The sequence below is a fragment of the Olivibacter ginsenosidimutans genome (assembly GCF_039542865.1).
Taxonomy (GTDB): domain Bacteria; phylum Bacteroidota; class Bacteroidia; order Sphingobacteriales; family Sphingobacteriaceae; genus Olivibacter; species Olivibacter ginsenosidimutans.
This window is the reverse complement of the sequence record NZ_BAABIQ010000034.1, coordinates 21,145-39,271: the sequence shown is the minus strand read 5'-3', so window position 1 is coordinate 39,271 and position 18,127 is coordinate 21,145. Positions and strand designations below refer to the sequence as shown.

General features: G+C 39.7%; 15 protein-coding genes. 8 read left to right on the top strand and 7 right to left on the bottom strand.

What is annotated here, in order from left to right; genetic code table 11:
• Position 1 precedes the first annotated feature (1 nt).
• Positions 2–310: a hypothetical protein gene (locus ABD930_RS11470; RefSeq protein WP_345231863.1), complete on the top strand. Its 309-nt coding sequence runs from the start codon at positions 2–4 to the stop codon at positions 308–310.
• A gap of 5 nt (positions 311–315) precedes the next feature.
• On the opposite strand, the gene ABD930_RS11465 is transcribed toward ABD930_RS11470, so the two are convergent.
• The 4 genes from ABD930_RS11465 to ABD930_RS11450 form a co-directional block, all read right to left on the bottom strand.
• Positions 316–1,362, bottom strand: a complete 1,047-nt coding sequence (locus tag ABD930_RS11465) for a 2Fe-2S iron-sulfur cluster-binding protein (protein ID WP_345231862.1) — start codon at positions 1,360–1,362, stop codon at positions 316–318.
• 172 nt (positions 1,363–1,534) lie between these two features.
• Entirely contained in the window at positions 1,535–2,536 is a 1,002-nt protein-coding gene (locus ABD930_RS11460) for an ATP-grasp domain-containing protein (RefSeq protein WP_345231861.1), read from the bottom strand.
• 52 nt (positions 2,537–2,588) lie between these two features.
• Entirely contained in the window at positions 2,589–4,433 is a 1,845-nt protein-coding gene (locus tag ABD930_RS11455) for a peptidase MATCAP family protein (protein WP_345231860.1), read from the bottom strand.
• A 13-nt stretch (positions 4,434–4,446) separates the two neighbouring features.
• Positions 4,447–5,238, bottom strand: coding sequence for an N-formylglutamate amidohydrolase (locus ABD930_RS11450; RefSeq protein WP_345231859.1), 792 nt, complete (start codon positions 5,236–5,238; stop codon positions 4,447–4,449).
• A 151-nt stretch (positions 5,239–5,389) separates the two neighbouring features.
• On the opposite strand from ABD930_RS11450, the gene nagA reads away from it, so the two are divergent.
• Positions 5,390–6,502 carry an N-acetylglucosamine-6-phosphate deacetylase gene (gene nagA / locus ABD930_RS11445; RefSeq protein ID WP_345231858.1) on the top strand — a complete coding sequence of 371 codons (1,113 nt, stop codon included), beginning with the start codon at positions 5,390–5,392 and terminating at the stop codon, positions 6,500–6,502.
• A gap of 17 nt (positions 6,503–6,519) precedes the next feature.
• Here nagA and ABD930_RS11440 read toward each other — a convergent pair whose 3' ends face one another.
• Positions 6,520–8,292 (bottom strand): SGNH/GDSL hydrolase family protein, encoded by a 1,773-nt coding sequence (locus ABD930_RS11440; protein ID WP_345231857.1) that lies wholly within the window; start codon positions 8,290–8,292, stop codon positions 6,520–6,522.
• Between the two features lie 161 nt (positions 8,293–8,453).
• Between ABD930_RS11440 and ABD930_RS11435 the strand changes: the two genes are divergently transcribed.
• From ABD930_RS11435 to ABD930_RS11420, 4 genes are all read left to right on the top strand, one after another.
• The gene (locus ABD930_RS11435; protein WP_345231856.1) at positions 8,454–10,841 is read left to right on the top strand and encodes a TonB-dependent receptor; all 2,388 of its coding nucleotides are present in this window, start codon (positions 8,454–8,456) and stop codon (positions 10,839–10,841) included.
• 27 nt (positions 10,842–10,868) lie between these two features.
• Positions 10,869–12,104, top strand: coding sequence for a DUF4374 domain-containing protein (locus ABD930_RS11430; protein ID WP_345231855.1), 1,236 nt, complete (start codon positions 10,869–10,871; stop codon positions 12,102–12,104).
• Positions 12,105–12,161: 57 nt separating this feature from the next.
• Positions 12,162–13,472, top strand: a complete 1,311-nt coding sequence (locus ABD930_RS11425) for a PepSY-associated TM helix domain-containing protein (RefSeq protein ID WP_345231854.1) — start codon at positions 12,162–12,164, stop codon at positions 13,470–13,472.
• A gap of 180 nt (positions 13,473–13,652) precedes the next feature.
• Positions 13,653–14,642, top strand: a complete 990-nt coding sequence (locus ABD930_RS11420) for an acyl-ACP desaturase (protein ID WP_345231853.1) — start codon at positions 13,653–13,655, stop codon at positions 14,640–14,642.
• Positions 14,643–14,730: 88 nt separating this feature from the next.
• Here the strand turns inward: ABD930_RS11420 and ABD930_RS11415 are convergent, their stop codons facing one another.
• Positions 14,731–14,916 carry a hypothetical protein gene (locus tag ABD930_RS11415; protein ID WP_345231852.1) on the bottom strand — a complete coding sequence of 62 codons (186 nt, stop codon included), beginning with the start codon at positions 14,914–14,916 and terminating at the stop codon, positions 14,731–14,733.
• 97 nt (positions 14,917–15,013) lie between these two features.
• Here ABD930_RS11415 and mnmL point away from each other — a divergent pair, with 97 nt between their 5' ends.
• Together mnmL and ABD930_RS11405 are read left to right on the top strand one after the other, a co-directional pair.
• On the top strand, positions 15,014–15,973 hold the full coding sequence (gene mnmL / locus ABD930_RS11410) for a tRNA modification radical SAM protein MnmL/YtqA (RefSeq protein WP_345231851.1): 960 nt from the start codon (positions 15,014–15,016) through the stop codon (positions 15,971–15,973).
• A gap of 145 nt (positions 15,974–16,118) precedes the next feature.
• Positions 16,119–17,540: a sugar MFS transporter gene (locus ABD930_RS11405; RefSeq protein ID WP_345231850.1), complete on the top strand. Its 1,422-nt coding sequence runs from the start codon at positions 16,119–16,121 to the stop codon at positions 17,538–17,540.
• 43 nt (positions 17,541–17,583) lie between these two features.
• On the opposite strand, the gene ABD930_RS11400 is transcribed toward ABD930_RS11405, so the two are convergent.
• Positions 17,584–18,036, bottom strand: a complete 453-nt coding sequence (locus ABD930_RS11400; RefSeq protein WP_345231849.1) for a VOC family protein — start codon at positions 18,034–18,036, stop codon at positions 17,584–17,586.
• Positions 18,037–18,127: the final 91 nt, after the last annotated feature.

Below are 18,127 nucleotides of genomic sequence, written 5' to 3'. Positions count from 1 at the left end.
TATGCCTTATCGTAATAACCTCAATAAAAAGCGCTATCAGGCCAACAAGATTGCTAATTATTCATTGATCAGCATTTTCTTGGTGGTATTTATTTTTGTTTTGATCTTTGCTGTCGATAATGATCAATGGTTTAATGTATTGCTTTCGTTAATACCCTTGTTCGGTATCGTGTCCTTTGTGTTATCATTGATTTCACTAGTTATAAAAACGACTAGTAGGGGTTGGTGGACACTGTTTATGAGCAGTTTATGTATGGTGGTGTTGATAGTGATCGCTATAGCGCTTAGCAATTTATGTGTGATATGTTAAATAATCTATAACATCAGTTCTACCGGACCTTCAATTGGATAACCAGTACAGGTAAGAATATACCCCTCTGCTAAAGCTTTAGCACCTAATACTTCGTTGTAACGCATCCACACCTTACCGTGTGTACATTTGACAGCGCAGGAGCCACATTGACCATTTTCACAACTGTAAGGAATGACCACTCCATTTTTCTTCGCTACGGCTAATATCGATTCGGGATATTGTACCGCAAGTTGCGCATCATGGTCACGAAAATGTATCGTTACTTGATGCTCTTCCTTGTCAGGCGGTTCAGGAAGTATGAAGGCTGGTGCCTGTATGACGAATAGTTCTTTTTTGATGTTTTCAGAGGCGATCCCTTCTGTACGTAGTTTAATATGGATCATCCGCATGTAAGCGCTTGGCCCACATAAATAAAAAAGGGTTTTATGGTTACTATAAAGAGCATGCTTTTGAGCGAGTATATCGAATACCGGCTGGGATAATCGGCTTTCCATTAAAAGGGGCGATTCGCTGAACAGAAACTCGATAACGAAACGTTGTGTAAACTGTTCTTTTAAGCGCAGTAACTCGTCAAAGAAAATGGTGCTATGGGCATTACGATTGCTATAAATTAATAAAATGGTGGCCGCTGAGCCAAAAAGCAATGTTTTAATATGAGCATATATAGGGGTAATTCCACTACCAGCAGCGAGGAAGCAAAAATGCCTATGTGTTGTTTTATCGATAAGAGGTAGCGTGAATAAACCAGATGTACCCATACTGTTGAGTAGATCACCTACTTTTGCGTGATCGACCAGTTTTCTTGAAAATTCACCATTGGGTATTTTCTTGACCGTAATCGTCAATGGCTCGTTGAGAAGAGGAGAAGAACTGATGGAATAGCTACGTCGTACTACTTCTCCATTACTGTGCGTGAAGCATAAGGTAAGGAATTGTCCGGATTCATAATAAATCGCTTGCTTTCCAGTAGCTTCCAACTGAAAAGATTTGGTATCTGATGTTTCTTCTTTAATGGAAATAATACGTAATTGGTAAAGGGAATCTGCCATGTTAGCAAGTAAAAAGTAAAAAGGCAAAAGTAAAAAACTATAGGCTGTAAGCTATAAGCAAAACAACCAACCAACAACCAATAACCAACAACCAATAACGAATAACCAATAACGAATAACCAATAACGAATAACCAATAACCAATAACCAATAACCAATAACCAACAACTACTTAGCTATTCAACAACGCTACTTTACGTTCAACAGCTGTGATTACCGGTGTATAAAAATCTTCACCATATAATTCACTTGCGTGTACTAATCCGCCCGGACTAAAAACATTTACTTCCATGAGTTTGTCTCCAACAATGTCTAGTCCGGTTAAAAACATGCCATCAGCTTTTAACTTAGGGCCTACCAAATCAATAATTTCCTTTATTCTTTTGGTAATACGAGCTTTCCCAGCTTTACCTCCTTGGTGAATGTTGCTTCTTATCTCACCTTTCTTCTGTTGTCGATGAATAGCAGCATAGTGGCCGTTTACAATAATAGGTTCACCATCTAATAGAAATAAACGGATATCTCCTTTGCTGGCCGCGGGTAGATATTCCTGTGCAACTACAAAACCATCACGGCAAATGGCATCGACAATTTGGTTCATATTTTTGGCTTCCTGTTTATTCATCAAAAAAACGTTCCTTCCTCCTGATCCCTGTAGCGGTTTTAAAATAATCTTATGGCCGTTTGTTTTGTAAAAAGTTTCAATATCAACAACACTACGTGTAATAATGGTTGCCGGCCTAACTTCTTTCGGAAAATATTGAAAATACAGTTTGTTTGAAGCTTGAGACAATGCTGTAGGATCATTGAGTACAACGACACCTTGTTTTTGGGCTAATTGACCAAATACGATACCCGCATGTTGTGCCCAAGGACGCTTCTCTAAATCCGCCGAAGGGTCATTCCGTAAGAGAATAGCATCAATACCCGAAGTTTGAATTGGTGTTTTTTCTGCTTGTTTTATAGCATCAATAAAGGTTTCCGCCGATCGAAACTGCCTATCGGGGGCTTTCCGCACCAATCCGCCCATTTGTTCATTGGCTAAATAAGCTAAATCGCCAACACCCATATAATACACTTCATGTCCCATTTTATGGGCTTGCAAAGCTAAGCCCGTAGTGGTATAGTCAGGGGTCTCCTTATGTACTTGATTCACAACGAATACTATCTTCATCAGTAAGTGAGTTTAAAGGTTATGTTTTCACATATAACAGGTATATGTCCTATTAGTTTAGCATAGTAAAGATATTTCCACCTTTTTTTATATCGTTTAGTTTTTTTACATAGGGATCATTTAAATATCGAGGTTTGATAGGGATTTTTGATAATAAGCCTCTAAAGGTTAATTCATTAATAACAGGGATATAGTCTTGCCTAATTTTTCCAATCAAGAGTGGTGCAATATCTTTTCCTTGCTTAATATAGTCAATTAAATGGAGCAATCCTTTTAAGTAAACAGCATCTTTAGTCAAACCTCCACCACGGTAAACGCGCATGGTAATATGAAAGGCGTCTTGGGGCTTAAATTGATATTTATCGGTCAGCAAAAAGAAGGTGTCTACAAACGTATTTCCGGTAATCATATGATTCACAGCAATAACACGGGCAGCTAAGATGCGCAGTCGTTCATTGGTTAAGCCGCCGCTGAGGTATTCGGAAAATACGGCTAATCCTTCTTGCAATTGTTCATAACCCGGTACACCAATATAGAATAGCTTCAATGGTTGCGCTTTTCCATTATAATAGGTAACGACATGCGTGCCAATTTCGTGCTGAATTAAGGCAAAGGCTCGCCGTTTGGATATTTTGTAATTTCGATTAATATTTAATGTTCCTCTAGAAACCATAACGCCCTCTACATCATCGCGGACTCGAACAGCCGTTAAAATCGATGCATCTTGTTGCTTTAACCACAATAATTCATCTTCTGCCAGCTGGGCAAATTGCTGCGCATTCAATAACTCTTCCGTCGCTTCCTCTGGTCTGGGATCTGCTGCCACTAATATCGCTTGGGCTACCTCTAAGAGATGCTCATCAATATTGCCAAAAACCTGTAAACTGCTGTGCATAAAATCGGGCTTTTCCCTCTCGAGCATCATGTTGAGCATCCGGTCGATTTCTTTTCTCTTATCACGGAAAAGAAAAGCAATGGTAGGATCTGAAATATCTTCTATCGGTAAATTATAAATCTTACGTTTAATGAGTTCGGGTTCAATAGGCATGGGCCGATAGTGGAAAACAGGTGATTTTAAGTAGTTGTTCTTAGCGAAATTTTTCCAGGCTTCGGCAACATTTATAGGGGTTACCAGCAACAAAAAATCAAATAAATTGCTGTAATCCGCAAGTTCCTGATCTATTTTCCAAACGTTATCGTCGAGAACGGTGGTGCCTAGCATTTCAAAGTGCGTGATGTTATAAGAGGTGTTCGTCCGTACAAACTCGAATAAACTTTTCCGCAAGGCTTTACCGAAAGCGGTCCGCAATTCCCGCACAAAAAGGGGATAAGGCTTACCTGTCTGCGTATCATTATAAATCGGTACAATTTCTACACCGATGAGAACGATTTCCGACTGTTTAGCAGCAGTTTTGTCAATTAACGAGCTTGCCCTAGGTGGAGCAACCGATGTCTTTTGTTTATCTAGTTTGGCTGTAATGAATTGATTGCCGATGCGAAGGCTACTCAATTCTTCTGTTAATTTCGTCGCCATACTCAAGGCGCCTTTTTGATTGAGGTGTATGGTAAATGCCTTATTGGTTACATGGTCAGCTAACCAAATTTCAACAAGCATAAATCCGCCAAATTTATCAGCTAAATAATCTGCTATGACATTAACGATCAGGCCAACGGGGCAGGCTTCGTTATCTGGAGCAATAAGATAAGCAGACTCTGTGCGGGTAAGGTTATAGGTAAAGAAGTCCTTACCCGTTTCCGGAATTCGGTAAATGAGGAGGAAGGGAACATGCTTATCCATCTTTAAGGTACCTTTACCGGGTAAGGAAATTCGTATGGGATCACCTTTTTTTAATTTATCTTGAATTTGATTGATCAGTTTTTTTGCTGTTTCTGCCATGTCTTACTGCGTGTTACAGGGTCGTCGGTTTATATTTTGCCAATTCAGCACTAAGTAAGGGTATGCTACTGTTAAGGGCATCATGGATATCATGTAGATGCTTAATGTCCACACGCCCAGTCCATTCGTCCATAAAGGTTTTTTTAAACTCAATGGATAGCGTACAGCCATAATGCCCATAATGCTGATAAATCCAATTGGAGAATTCTCCACCTTTAAATTTAATATTTTCACGTACATCAGGTGTATGCCCGTGAATGGTGGTATGTGCCAAAAAATCCGTAAAGCGGTGGATAAGATCTTGCCAGTGGGGGGCATTATGTGCTGTGCCAATGTTAATTTCTGGATTTTTTCTTGCTGATGAAGCCTCCTGCTGTACCCCTTTCCGCTTATAATTATAGCTATGGATGTCAAGTACAACAAAGGCACCATGAATGGCTATGGTTTCTTTTAATAACAACTCGAATTTACGATAAAAGAGATCGTAATAGGCCAGCAAGCGTTTTTCGAGCGCTGTTGGTAGTGGTTCCTTCCAAACCTGTAAACCCCAAGCATCGTCTGGCGTTTTGTAAATGCATTTATCCTTTGGCCTGTTAAGATCGGTTAAAAATCGGGAATGACCTGCAACGACGCTATTTATAGGTAAATCAGCGATATACGCTGTGTAGGGATCTTCCTCCCGCATCCGCTCATGATCTTCCAAAAGCAAGTATGGATGAAATGCGGATGGAATGTAATGGCCATCGTGTAAGGCTGTGGCAATAATAGGACTTGTTTGTTTATTGATCTGAATCCGGGATTCCATAGGCTTTTTTAAATCATCTCTTCTACTATTTATAATAACAGCTCGGTGCTTTATTTGTTTTGCGTTTTAGGTAGCGTAATATGCACTTGCCTTGTTGAGCTTTTGGTTGTTGCAGCAAATTTTAACTAAGTTTACAGAAAATAATAAATGCATGGTAGGAGAGAAAAAGATCTTTGCACAAACTGTATTTACTGGTAACAGTGTGTTGAAAGAGCAACTTATTACCTGTACGAATGGTTATATTCACGCTATAGAACCAGGAGAAAAAGAACAGGCAACTATTCTCGTCGCTAACCTGGCCCCAGGTTTCTTCGATATACAGGTAAATGGTGGTGAGCATTTTCATTTTACAGCAAAACCGGATACCCTTTGTTTAGCAGACATGGAAAAAGCTTGTATAGACGCTGGGACAGCTTATGTTTTGCCAACGTTAATTACTTCGTCTATAGAGAACATTTTCAAAGGTATTGACGCCGTGCGATCGTATCAACAGCAGCATCCTACATCTGCTATCTTAGGTATGCATTTGGAGGGACCTTTTATTCATGTTAAAAAACGAGGCGCACACCTAACCAAATATATTTTAAAGCCAGATAAAAAACTCATTGAAGAAATTGTTCAGTACGGCCATGGGACTATTTTACAGATGACCATTGCCCCTGAGGTATTTGATGAAGACACACTCCATGTATTATTGGATGCAGGAATGGCGTTGTCTGTAGGACATACCAATGCTACTTATGCGGAAGCGATGGCGGCTTTTGATCTAGGCATTCATCAGGTGACCCATTTATTTAACGCCATGTCTCCGCTGCAGCACCGTGAACCAGGGGTGGTGGGTGCCGCCCTCGATCACCATGCCGTGTTTACACCAGTAGTACTTGATGGAAAACACGTGTCGTTTGCTGCAGCACGCATTGCAGCAAAGGTTAAGCGGGAAAAGTTTTTTCTCATTTCAGACGCACTTTTTCTCGGCAGGAAAAAGCAGCACTTTCAATGGGAGGAATTTGATGCGCAGCTTATCCAGGACGAATACCTAAATAGTGAGGGTAATCTAGCCGGAGCTGCTATTTCATTGGCTGATGCTGTGGTCAATGCCGTGCAATACTTGGGCGTTAGTGTACAAGAGGCTGTTGAAATGGCTACTTCTCGTGCGGCGAAAGCGGTAAAACAAAAAGGTATAGCTAAGATAATGCCTGGATATCCTGCTCGATTTACCACGTTTACGGATGCCTTAAACGAATTTAAGGTACTGTCTCTTTAGGAAACGAAGGGATTGTTTTATGGAAGGTTACGCGTTATAAATTTTCCTAAGAGCGCATATCCTTCGGCATTAGGATGTAGCCCGTCAGAGAAAAGGCTTTCCTTTATTCGTCCATCTTTTTGCAAAAAAAGCGGACCGGCATCGGCAAAAGAAATTTGGAGCTGCTGGGCTAATTGCTGATACTGTTGATTAAGTTTAGATACGCGTTCCTCCCGATCTTTGCAGGGTAAAATTCCCATTAATAGCAGCCGAGCTTTCGGCTGGCGTACGTGGATCGCCTGTAGCAGATTTTCCATTCCGCGTTTAATTTCATTATCGGTATTAGTACCCAGGTTGTTAACACCTAGCATAACAACAATATATTTTGGGGAAATTCCTTGAAGTTCATCATGGTAAATACGCCAAAGCGCGTTTTCAATCTTGTCCCAACCAAAACCTAAATTAAGTGGACGGTATTGATCAATGTATTTACTCCAGGAGTCTTTTCCACGCGCAGGTCCAATGGGTAACCCTCCCCAAAAGTGTGTGATGGAATTACCAATCAATACCAAGTGAGGTTGATAGCGTTGGTTTAATTTTAAGATGGCTTGATGCCTGTCGGTCCAAAAGTAAAGTGGAGCGTCTCTATATTGGGTCTTGGGTATGCACGTAACCAGCGTATCGTCATGTTGTTGAAAAATTTCATTGATTTTTTTAGTATAGGCGTCTGCATAGTGCATCATACCAATGTCATTCGGATGGGTTCCGTCAACCATGCTTTCTATATCTTGCCCAATGGCTTCTCTTTCTAAATAATATAGCTTTTGCAAACCTGCTTGCTGAGTGAGCGAATCAAACACTTGATGTTGGATAGTATTGACACGTTCATAGGCGATTTTCCGTTCGGTATTACTGTCGCCGTCTGTGTAACCATCATGATCCGTTAATAAAATAGGTACTTCGGGATGTTTCTTACGCAAATCGTGAATGGTTTGCACGATTTTGTTTTTTAGAATGGCCGTAGTATACGATAGGTTAGTAAGATTGGGTAGACAATCCAAGATAAATAGTCGAGCATCTATTTCGGAGAGTAAGGCAACGACTTCAGGCTCCAAGCGCCCATTCCCAGAAAAAGCTAAGTTCGCAACAGGAAAATCCAATTTTCTGGATAATATATTGGTCCATGCCATTCCCGGTCTTGAAGCACAGGCACCTTGGGCGATGGAGGTACCATAAACAACAATTGGTTTTTCGGTACGAACGGGCAAAGGATCAAAGGTACAGCTGTCGGCTACCTGTATAGTCATCCAGCTTACGGAATTATAGAGAGGAAGATATAAGGTGTATTCTAAAGCTTTCCCTTGCGCATTTGTCATGTTAAAGGCATATTGAATGGTATCCTTAAAAGAATAGGGGCCATGACACCATCGCCAGTTTCCATCTTGGTCACGAGCATATAAATCAACACCACTGACGCCCGTGGCAGGCATATGCGGCATTTGCAGATTACCTTTAACTTGGTATTTAACTACGATCTTTTGTGCATTGGTACGAAATCGCACTTGTTCACCCGCGGTACTAGTGGAAAGATCCCATACGACTTTTCGGACAATATTTTCTGCACGGGCAGGAAATCGATCATATGGATCTTTGGTTTCCCGTGGCCATAATTGACCTTCTAGGTACCGATTGGTATCAGACGAATGAACTGGTGAAAAAGTCTTTAATTCTTGTGCTTCCAGAAACATGGAAAAGAGTATACAACAAAGTAAGCACAAATATATTTTTTTGATGAGTTGATATTTGGGCATAATCGATTTATAATTTTGAAGGAGCGATTAATTTATTTGTAATTATTCTAAATAAAATAATATCTTTGCGCTAACAAAGAAACGGCCATACAGTTCGCACCTGTATGACCGCCTAACGTTTTGTCAGGTAAACTTTTAACACTTAGTCAATATTAAAAGCAATGCAAATTAAGAAAATTTTGCTATTAGGGTACTTCTGTATCCATTTTTTTTCGATCTATGCCCAACAGCAACCTAAAGGATCAATTTCAGGTAAAGTTAGCGATGCAGCAGGAATAGCGATACCAGGCGCTTCCGTTTCATTAAATGCGGGAAACATAGGGGCCAAGACAGATGAACAGGGTAGCTATAAGCTCAGCTCTTTGAAAAGTGGTCAATATCAGATTACTGTTTCAGCCCTAGGTTTTAGGAAATCTGTAAAATCAGTACGAGTTGCCGAAGGTCAACAGGTTATACTTGATTTTTCGTTGAAAAGCGAGATGACTCAAATGGATGAAGTGTCGGTAATTGGCCGTACCACCAATCAAGAGGTTAACCGGCAAGCATATAATGTTACTTCGCTAGATGCCGCTAAGCTGCATAACACCACCTTAGACCTCTCGCATGCGTTGGATCGTGTATCGGGAGTCCGTGTACGTGAAAATGGTGGAGTAGGATCTAGTTTTAATTTTTCGCTCAACGGGTTTACCGGTAAACAAGTGAAATTTTTTATTGATGGTGTACCCATGGATAATTTCGGATCTTCTTTTCAGATTAACAACATACCGATCAATTTAGCCGAACGTGTAGAAGTGTACAAAGGTGTGGTTCCCGTTTGGTTGGGGTCTGACGCGTTGGGCGGTGCTGTAAATATTGTCACTGCCGGTGGTAAACAAAATTATATTGATGCTTCTTATTCCTATGGTTCTTTTAACACGCATCGTTCTGCTGTAAATGTTGCGTATACTACGCCGAAAGGATTCACGTTTCAGCTAAATGCTTTTCAAAATTATTCGGATAACGATTATAAGGTAACGATATTCAGTGCGCAAAATTTGGCTGGGCAAACTTTTCAAAACAAGAAGTTCAAGCGCTTCCACGATCAATACCATAATGAAACGGCCATAGTAAATGTCGGAGTAGTGGATAAGCCTTTTGCTGATCAATTACTTTTGGGTGTTACACTAGGTAAAAACTTTTCTGAAGTACAAACAGGTGCACGTATGGAAAGTGTCTTTGGGGCTTGGCACAGACGCGGTAATATTGTGATGCCGAGTCTGAAATATATGAAAAAAGACCTTTTTACCAAAGGATTGGATTTGCGCATTACAGGTAACATCAATGTTGGGCGAGAGCAGAATATTGATACCGCTTATGTTCGGTACAATTGGTTTGGTGAGGCAAAAAGATATAATGGCGTGGGTAGCGAACGAGAGCGGTCCATGTATAAATATAGAAACAATAACGGTATACTCACCACGAACTTGTCGTATACCTTGAACGACAAACATTCGTTCAATTTAAATGATGTACTCACTACCTTTAACCGTAAAGGTTCGGACGAATTGTTTCCACAAGATGCGGCGTATGATCAGCCCCGGAAAAACAAAAAGAATATCCTTGGCTTAGGGTATCGCTTCACCGCCAATGAAAAATGGAGCACTTCTGTTTTTGTTAAACACTTTTATCAACACAACAACTATTCGCAGAGTTATAACCCAAGCGGAGGATGGGGAGATGTTGCTTATAATGAATTAAACAGCAGCTTCAATAAATTAGGCTACGGTTTAGCCACCTCTTATTTTCTTACGCCTACTTTGCAGCTCAAGGCTTCCTATGAAAGAAGCTATCGGCTGCCAGAAACCGACGAACTTTTCGGTGATCTTTTGAACCTTGAAGGGAATATTGATTTAGACCCCGAGAAAAGCGATAATTTTAATTTGGGCTTGAGTTATCAGACGAACATCAATCAAGTACATCGGTTCAGTATAGATGCTAATTTGCTGTACCGTAATGCACATGATTTCATCCGTCCGATGTTAAACCGCAATGAAGCCAAACAAGTAATGGGCAATTTAGCGGACGTAACTAACCTTGGTGTTGATGGCGAAGTGCGCTATTCATTCAAAAACATTTTTACCGCAGGCGTAAATATGACCTATCAAAATCTCCGTAACAATACCAAATATGAACAAGGATATACCATGGAGAGCCCACTATACCGCGACCGGATCCCGAATATGCCCTATCTCTTTGGTAACGGAGATGCGTCGCTGTTTTTTAATAATATAGGCAAGATGGGAAATACCTTAAGTTTCGGATATAATATTCTTTATGTGCATGCCTATTATTTATCATGGCCAAGTCAGGGAGATAAAGAAACAAAAAGAGATATCCCGAGGCAATGGAATCAGGATGTCAATGTGACTTATTCCTTAGCAAATGGGATGTATAACGTGAGTTTGGAATGCAAAAATATCGTTGATAATAGATTATACGATAATTTTTATTTGCAGAAACCAGGAAGGGCATTTTATGTCAAACTACGCTACTTTTTAAAAAAATATTAACAAAAGATTTCAACAATAGCAATGATCATGAAAACACTTTATAAGCTATTATACGTTTTTGCTTTCCTGCATATTACCGCATGCGATAAGCCTCTAGAATATTTTGATATCAATGATGGGGATGACCATTTAACCGGAAAGTCAAAATACGTTGTTACAGCAACACCAGTTGGAACGGAAGGTGTAGCCGATTACCTCTTACTGGCAGATAACTTGGAAAGTGGCTCCATAACCACGCAGGGCAATGGAATTGAGCAGGACGGTTCTTACCGCTATTACGTGACACATAAGAATCGTTTTTTTAGCATGCTCTATGGACAGGGAAATCCCGGTGCAGTTACTACATATAGGTTGGATTCTTTAGGCCATTTAGTCAAAGTCTCTAATTTTCAAACCGAAACGGTTCAGGTTTTTGCTCCAGCAGGTGATGACGTCTTATTGATGAAGGTTCCTAGATCGGGCAATGAGTTCTGTCAAATGTATCGGGTAAATGCCCGGCAGTACAGCATTGTTGGTGAAGAACAAGTGAACATTGTGCAGCTTGCAGGAAATGGTGAACGGGCACATTTTACTTGGGCCACACAAGTTGGAAATAAAGTGTATGCTCCCTATATGAGTATTAAAGGATGTTGTGGAGATGCCTTCGGGACGGCCTTCCCAGATAGTAGCTGGGTTGCCGTGTTTTCTTATCCCGACTTAAAAGTGGAAAAGGTCATTCGTGATAACCGTACCAGCTATATTGGAGCTTATTTTAATAATGGTTTGGTTGAAACGGAGCTGGGTGAAGTTTACGCTTTTTCACCTGCTGCGGCTACCAATAGTTCTAAGGTTACCACAACCAATCCATCTGCAATTGTTAAAATCAATCCAAGTACAGAAGAATTTGATCAGCAGTATTTTTTTAATATAGAAAAAATATCCGGTGGGTATCATATCGATGCATGGACATATTTGGGTGAGAATAAATTTATCCTAACCATGTATCCTGAACCCAATAGTATCGATGGTTTAACCAGGAAATTTGCCGTTGTAGATGTTGCGGAACAATCGTTTAAATGGGTAAGCGGAACTCCGGATGATATTACTAGCGTTACCTCAATCAATAATTATGCACCCATGGACGGTATTACGGGATATATAGGGATTACTACCGCTAGCGAAGGCAGTTATGTTTACGTGTTTGATGCCAATCTTGCCACCGCAAAAAAAGGCTTAAAAGTAGAAGGCGGTACAATTACAGCTATTCATAAACTGAACTATTAATCCGGTAAACTTTCATTAAGCATCAAGTTAACGTAGGTAATGTTTAAATCAAATGAAATGAACAGTAAGCCCAAAAAACAAAGTTCCCGCTCACTTTTTTATCGTATCTCGGCATGGTTACATTTGTGGTTAGGACTCATTACCGGAATTATCATGGTGATTGTTTGTGTGACGGGTTGCATTTGGGTATTTCAAGACGAGCTAACAACATATATTATAGAACCGGAAACCCGAGTGGCTTATCAAGAAAAACCGGTATTATCGCCTTCGCAACTTCAGGCAAAAGTGGATGAGCAGTTTCCCGGCAAAAAAATTTCCTATGCCTCTTACCAGCAAGGTAAGGCGATATTTGTTGGATTGGGACAAGGGCGAAGAGGAGGAACTAGTCTGCGTATCCATCCCTATACGGGAGAAGTTATCAGTGTAAAAGAACGTAAAGAAGGTGAAACCGATTTTTTTCGCTTTATCTTAAATGGACATCGGTTTTTATGGCTGCCCTATGAAATCGGTAGGCCTATTGTTAATTACAGTACACTGATCTTTGTCATCACCCTTATTACAGGGATGGTGCTTTGGTGGCCGAAGAAATGGAATAAAAGTACACGAGAGCGGAGCTTTTTTATTAAATGGAAGGGAACGTTTAAACGGGTGAATTACGATCTCCATAATGTCCTTGGCTTTTATTCTTTATTTATCGTTTTTGCCATCGCTTGTACAGGTATAGTTTACGGAATCGAATGGTTTAGTAAAGGGCTTTATTGGACGACAACGGGAGGGGATTCCCTCCCAAGCTTTGTACGCAACGAATCTGATTCGTTACAACTGGGCAAATTCTATACGCCACAAAAAGCGATGGATATTGCTTGGAATAAAGTTATTGCTCAGCATCCGGATGCAAAAGGATTTTATTATAATTTTCCGGATACTAGCAGGCCGAAATCAACATTAAATATTACCATTTATCCAAGCGCTGGTAAGTTTTATGATAATGTCAGTTATGCATTTGACCAACATACCTTAAAGGAAATGCCTAAGCATAAAGTTTATGGAGCAAGATTCGAAGATGCTTCATTTGGTGTGAAACTGCGGAAAATGAATTACGACATTCACGTGGGGTCAATTTTAGGCTTGCCAGGTAAAGTGATTGCTTTTTTTGCTTCGCTGATTGGTGCTAGTTTACCGATAACAGGTTTTATCATTTGGTGGGGAAAGCGGAAGAAGAAACCTAAAAAGAAAGTAATCCCGAAAAAGGAACATCAACTATCGGGTACAGAGCTTCGGGATCTGATGAATAAGGAAAGAAACCTAAAAAGACCTGTTCCTCAATCGTATAAGCCGGTACTGAACATCGGTAAAACAAAGCTTTAGGCATTGGGAAATATGATTTTCATTAATTTCAAAATCGTTTTTGATGTCATTTTGTTTTCAATATATTGTAAATGTGAATATTATGTATTCAATTAACTTTTCTTAAGTTTTTGGTATAGGATAGACAAATCGTTATTTTACATCTATTTTGTATATTTGTCTACATATATGGAAAACACCATGCAACCAATACAAGAGGGATCGAGAAAAGAAGTCATGCATTACTTAGAGCCATTTATGCTCAATGAGATGAGTGATTACTTAAAACCTGTTGAGGATATGTGGCAACCTGCTGATTTTTTGCCCGATGCTTCAAGAGACACCTTTTTCCAAGAAGTTAAAGATTTACAGGAAAGTGCTAAAGAATTACCTTATGATTTGGTGGCTGTCTTGATAGGAGATACGGTTACCGAAGAGGCTTTACCTACCTACGAATCTTGGTTAACTATGGTGGAAGATGTGGAAAAAAATGAACAGGGGGGATGGATGAAATGGGTTCGTGCTTGGACAGCCGAGGAAAATCGCCATGGCGATTTGCTAAATAAGTACATCTACTTATCAGGCAGAGTGGACATGAAACAGTTCGAAATATCTGTTCAATACCTCTTGCAGGACGGTTTTGAAATTGGTACCGGAAGAGATCCCTACCGGAATTTTATTTATACTTCGTTTCAGGAGCTTGCTACTAATGTTTCCCATAGAAGGGTAGCAGGTTTGGCCAAACAATCGGGCGATAAATTGTTGGCTAAAATGTGTGGCGTCATCGCTTCAGACGAAGCACGTCATGCAAAAGCCTATATGTCTTTTATATCCAAAGCTGCAGAGGTCGATGCCAGTGAAGTGCTCGTCGCCTTTGAAGATATGATGAAGAAGAAAATTGTAATGCCCGCTCATTTTTTACGAGAAGCTGGAGAACCTCAAGGTGAGCTTTTTTCACATTTTTCAGATGCTGCACAGCGCTTAGGTGTATATACCGCTATTGATTATGTCGATATTTTGAAAGATTTATTGGTTGAATGGAAGGTAGATGCGATGGCTAACTTAAATGAGGCAGGCGAAAAAGCGCGTGATTATTTAATGCGCTTACCAGATCGACTGATCCGCATCGCTGAACGAATGAAAAACCCAGTAAAGCAATATAATTTCAAATGGATACAAGGAGGAAGATAAAACGTTTAATTTTATCTTCCGACCAAAATAGTGACTTTTCGAATAATCCTTTTAGGGTATATTCTAAGTCAGTCAAACAAACAATCTATTAATTTTTACGCTTTTCATTGTCTGTTCTCGCTCCTGAATCGGCTGAACGGGATCCTGCATTGGGTAATCCCTGATGTCTTTTTAATATTTTTTGATCTCGAAACGCTTTGTCTGATGTTGATGCGCCCATAACGATATTTTGTCCTTCATCTTGGGTGCCAGAAATACGCTGTCCCCTTTTCATACATAACCTCCTTTTTAGCTAAAATAAATTATAAGCTTAACAGCTTGCCAAACAAATTGTTTATTTGTTCGTTCAATTCGTTACCTTTGTGCCTATCATGGGTACATTACTGGATTTTGGTGTTAAGCCTTACAACCATTACGGCGCATACCTTAAAGAGAAATATAATAATAAGCGCGTTTTCAAAATTATCGTTGATGGTAATCTTACTTGTCCTAATCGCGATGGGAGCAAAGGTTTCGGTGGTTGTGCGTATTGTAATGTCGACTCCTTTACTCCTGATAGTGCCCGTAAACTTCCTACTATACGGGAGCAAGTAGAAGAAGGTATTGAGCGGGCAATAAACAGCTATCGTGCGGAAAAATTTATTATTTATTTTCAACCAAATACCAATACCTATGCCCCTGTACATTATCTAAAAGCAATGTATGATGAAGCATTGAGCATTGCTCCTGAACATGTTGTTGGTCTGTCTGTAGGAACTCGTCCGGATTGTATTGATTTTGAAAAAGTAGCGCTATTGGAAAGCTATACTGATCGTTATGATGTAGATCTAGAGATGGGTATGGAATCCATCTATAATGAAACATTAAACCGTATCAACCGAGGCTGCTCGCATGAAGAATTAGAAAACGCCTTGAATTTGGTGAAAGATAGCCCACTAGATATCTGCGTACATACTATTTTTGGTTTTCCATGGGAAAGCAAGGAAATGATGTTACGGTATGCCGATGAAATCAACCGTTTTCCACAAATCAAATTCGTTAAACTGCATCATTTACATATTGTTGAAGGTTCTATTATGGGTGTGCAATATAGACGTAACCCTTTCCCAGTTTTTAGCTTAGAGAGCTATGCCGATTTCTTATGTGAATTTATTCCGTTGTTGCGTCCAGATATCATCATCCAACGTACCTTTGGTCTGGCGGATCAGGAACTTCTTATTGCACCAAATTGGGGTTTAGGGAAGTCGAGTATCCAGTCCTATATCGATAAAACCCTTGAACGCAGAGGAGCTATCCAAGGAACCAGTTACACTTCAAGTCCTATATTATAAAGTTGCTAACACGTTTTAAAATCATTATTTCGCTATTTTTGGTTTTTTTTGCTAACAAAAAATGTATATTCGTAGCGAAATCCATGATCATTTTATTCACTGTTGAATAACCATGGGCCGCTGATCATATTAAACGTCTTATTGAATGAGTACCTTACCAAACACATCTCGTAACCAACAGTATATTGTACCTATGGTTACCCTTACATTATTGTTTTTCATGTGGGGTTTTATCACTTGTATGAATGATATTTTAATCCCTTACCTAAAGCAACTCTTTAGTTTAAGCTTTTTTGAATCCATGCTGGTTCAATTTTGTTTTTTTGGAGCTTATTTTATTGGGTCATTGGTTTATTTTATGGTGTCTTCCAGATGGGGTGATCCCGTGAATAAAATAGGTTACAAGAAGTCTATTATTGCCGGCATTATTCTTTCTGCTCTGGGATGTGCCTTGTTTTGGCCTGCTGCAACATCTTCGCTTTACGGATTGTTTTTGACCGCTCTTTTCGTACTTGGTTTAGGGTTTACTATACTACAGATTACTGCTAACGCTTACGTCTCGTTATTAGGACCGGAAGACGGGGCTTCCAGTAGGTTGAATTTAACTCAAGCTTTTAATTCCTTGGGTACAACTATCGCTCCAGTATTGGGTGGACACTTAATTTTTGAATTTTTTTCAGACGGGAGTGATACGATCAGTCCGCAAGCAACCCGAATTCCTTACATCATATTTGCTGGTATTTTATTGTTAGTTGCGGTTTTGATTTCTGCAGTCAAGTTACCAAATTTTGAAACGACTGATGAAAAGAAAGAGGAGCGGGGTTTAGGAGCACTTAAATTTATACATTTGCGTCTAGGTGTTTTGGGAATTTTCTGTTATGTCGGTGCAGAGGTTGCGATTGGTAGTTTCATTATCAGTTTTCTCGAGCAGGTAATGGGGTATACAGAGTCTATCAGCAAAAATTACCTAGCGTTGTATTGGGGTGGAGCCATGATCGGACGCTTTTTAGGCGCCATATACCTGAATCATAATATTCAGGCCGCAAAAAAACTAATTTATATGATTGGGATAGCTGCTTTAGTTTTTCTGCTCATTTTTAGTTTAGTTGATTTGACATTTTCTCAAGTGAGCTTCTTCCTGATTTTTATTGCCCTGAATTTACTGGCCTTCTTAGTGGGAAGAGCAGCTCCAGCACGGACATTGGCTATTTTTGCGGGTATAAGCGCAATTTTATTAGCTTCAGGTACCATCAATAGTGGAAGTTACGCCATGTACTCCATATTGGGTATTGGCATCTTTAATTCCATTATGTTTTCCAATATTTATACCCTTTCTATTGCCGGACTTGGAAAATATACCAGTCAAGGTTCTTCACTATTAGTGATGGCTATTTTGGGAGGAGCCGTTATTCCGGTTATACAAGGTGCTTTAGCGGATCATTTAGGGGTACAATTATCTTTAATTTTACCTATCGCGTGTTACGTTTATATTTTTGCATTCGGTATTTATTGCTCTAAAAAGTTTAAGAATATTGAGCATGTTGGACCAGTAGCGGGAGGACATTAGCATTTCATGAGCTAATTGGCGAACTCGCCAATTAGCTCATGCATTATTTTTCATCATTGATTTCAATCCAATGTCCATCAGGATCCTGAAAATAAATTTGGTGAACACCATCTACCCTTGTGGTAACTTCTCCCTTTTTTCCCGGCCAATCAAAGTAATCGACGCCACGGTTATCTAAATTGGCAATAAATGCCTGAATATCTGAAACACTGAAGCATAAATGATCATTTTTATCGCGGGCAATTCCTCCCTTTGCTCCTTGGATGAGGTGTAGTTTGCCCGCTTCGCCTAGGGTGAACCAGGTATGTAAACCATCATGGAAAGGTTCGGGCGTTATCGTTAGCTGTAAAACATCTTTATAAAAAGCAGTACTGATTTGGAGGTTTTCGACATATATAGCAATATGATTGAGTTTTAAATTCGCTTTTTGCTGTGCATGCATGTGTATGGAAGAAAAGAGGAGTGTACCTAAAACAAATGTAGACAATGCTTTCATTTCTTTGATTTTTAAATAATTTAATGTGGTGTAATTTAAGTGCAATATAGAAATTAAATCAATAAAACAGCAAGCCAGCTGATTTTGCTAA

Coding starts and splice junctions, on each gene's coding strand:
- ABD930_RS11400 (WP_345231849.1), bottom strand. CDS start 18,036: ATGAAAGCATTGTCTACATTTGTTTTAGGTACACTCCTCTTTTCTTCC.
- mnmL (WP_345231851.1), top strand. CDS start 15,014: ATGGGTACATTACTGGATTTTGGTGTTAAGCCTTACAACCATTACGGC.
- ABD930_RS11465 (WP_345231862.1), bottom strand. CDS start 1,362: ATGGCAGATTCCCTTTACCAATTACGTATTATTTCCATTAAAGAAGAA.
- ABD930_RS11430 (WP_345231855.1), top strand. CDS start 10,869: ATGAAAACACTTTATAAGCTATTATACGTTTTTGCTTTCCTGCATATT.
- ABD930_RS11405 (WP_345231850.1), top strand. CDS start 16,119: ATGAGTACCTTACCAAACACATCTCGTAACCAACAGTATATTGTACCT.
- ABD930_RS11450 (WP_345231859.1), bottom strand. CDS start 5,238: ATGGAATCCCGGATTCAGATCAATAAACAAACAAGTCCTATTATTGCC.
- ABD930_RS11420 (WP_345231853.1), top strand. CDS start 13,653: ATGCAACCAATACAAGAGGGATCGAGAAAAGAAGTCATGCATTACTTA.
- ABD930_RS11435 (WP_345231856.1), top strand. CDS start 8,454: ATGCAAATTAAGAAAATTTTGCTATTAGGGTACTTCTGTATCCATTTT.
- ABD930_RS11440 (WP_345231857.1), bottom strand. CDS start 8,292: ATGCCCAAATATCAACTCATCAAAAAAATATATTTGTGCTTACTTTGT.
- nagA (WP_345231858.1), top strand. CDS start 5,390: ATGGTAGGAGAGAAAAAGATCTTTGCACAAACTGTATTTACTGGTAAC.
- ABD930_RS11415 (WP_345231852.1), bottom strand. CDS start 14,916: ATGAAAAGGGGACAGCGTATTTCTGGCACCCAAGATGAAGGACAAAAT.
- ABD930_RS11460 (WP_345231861.1), bottom strand. CDS start 2,536: ATGAAGATAGTATTCGTTGTGAATCAAGTACATAAGGAGACCCCTGAC.
- ABD930_RS11425 (WP_345231854.1), top strand. CDS start 12,162: ATGAACAGTAAGCCCAAAAAACAAAGTTCCCGCTCACTTTTTTATCGT.
- ABD930_RS11455 (WP_345231860.1), bottom strand. CDS start 4,433: ATGGCAGAAACAGCAAAAAAACTGATCAATCAAATTCAAGATAAATTA.
- ABD930_RS11470 (WP_345231863.1), top strand. CDS start 2: ATGCCTTATCGTAATAACCTCAATAAAAAGCGCTATCAGGCCAACAAG.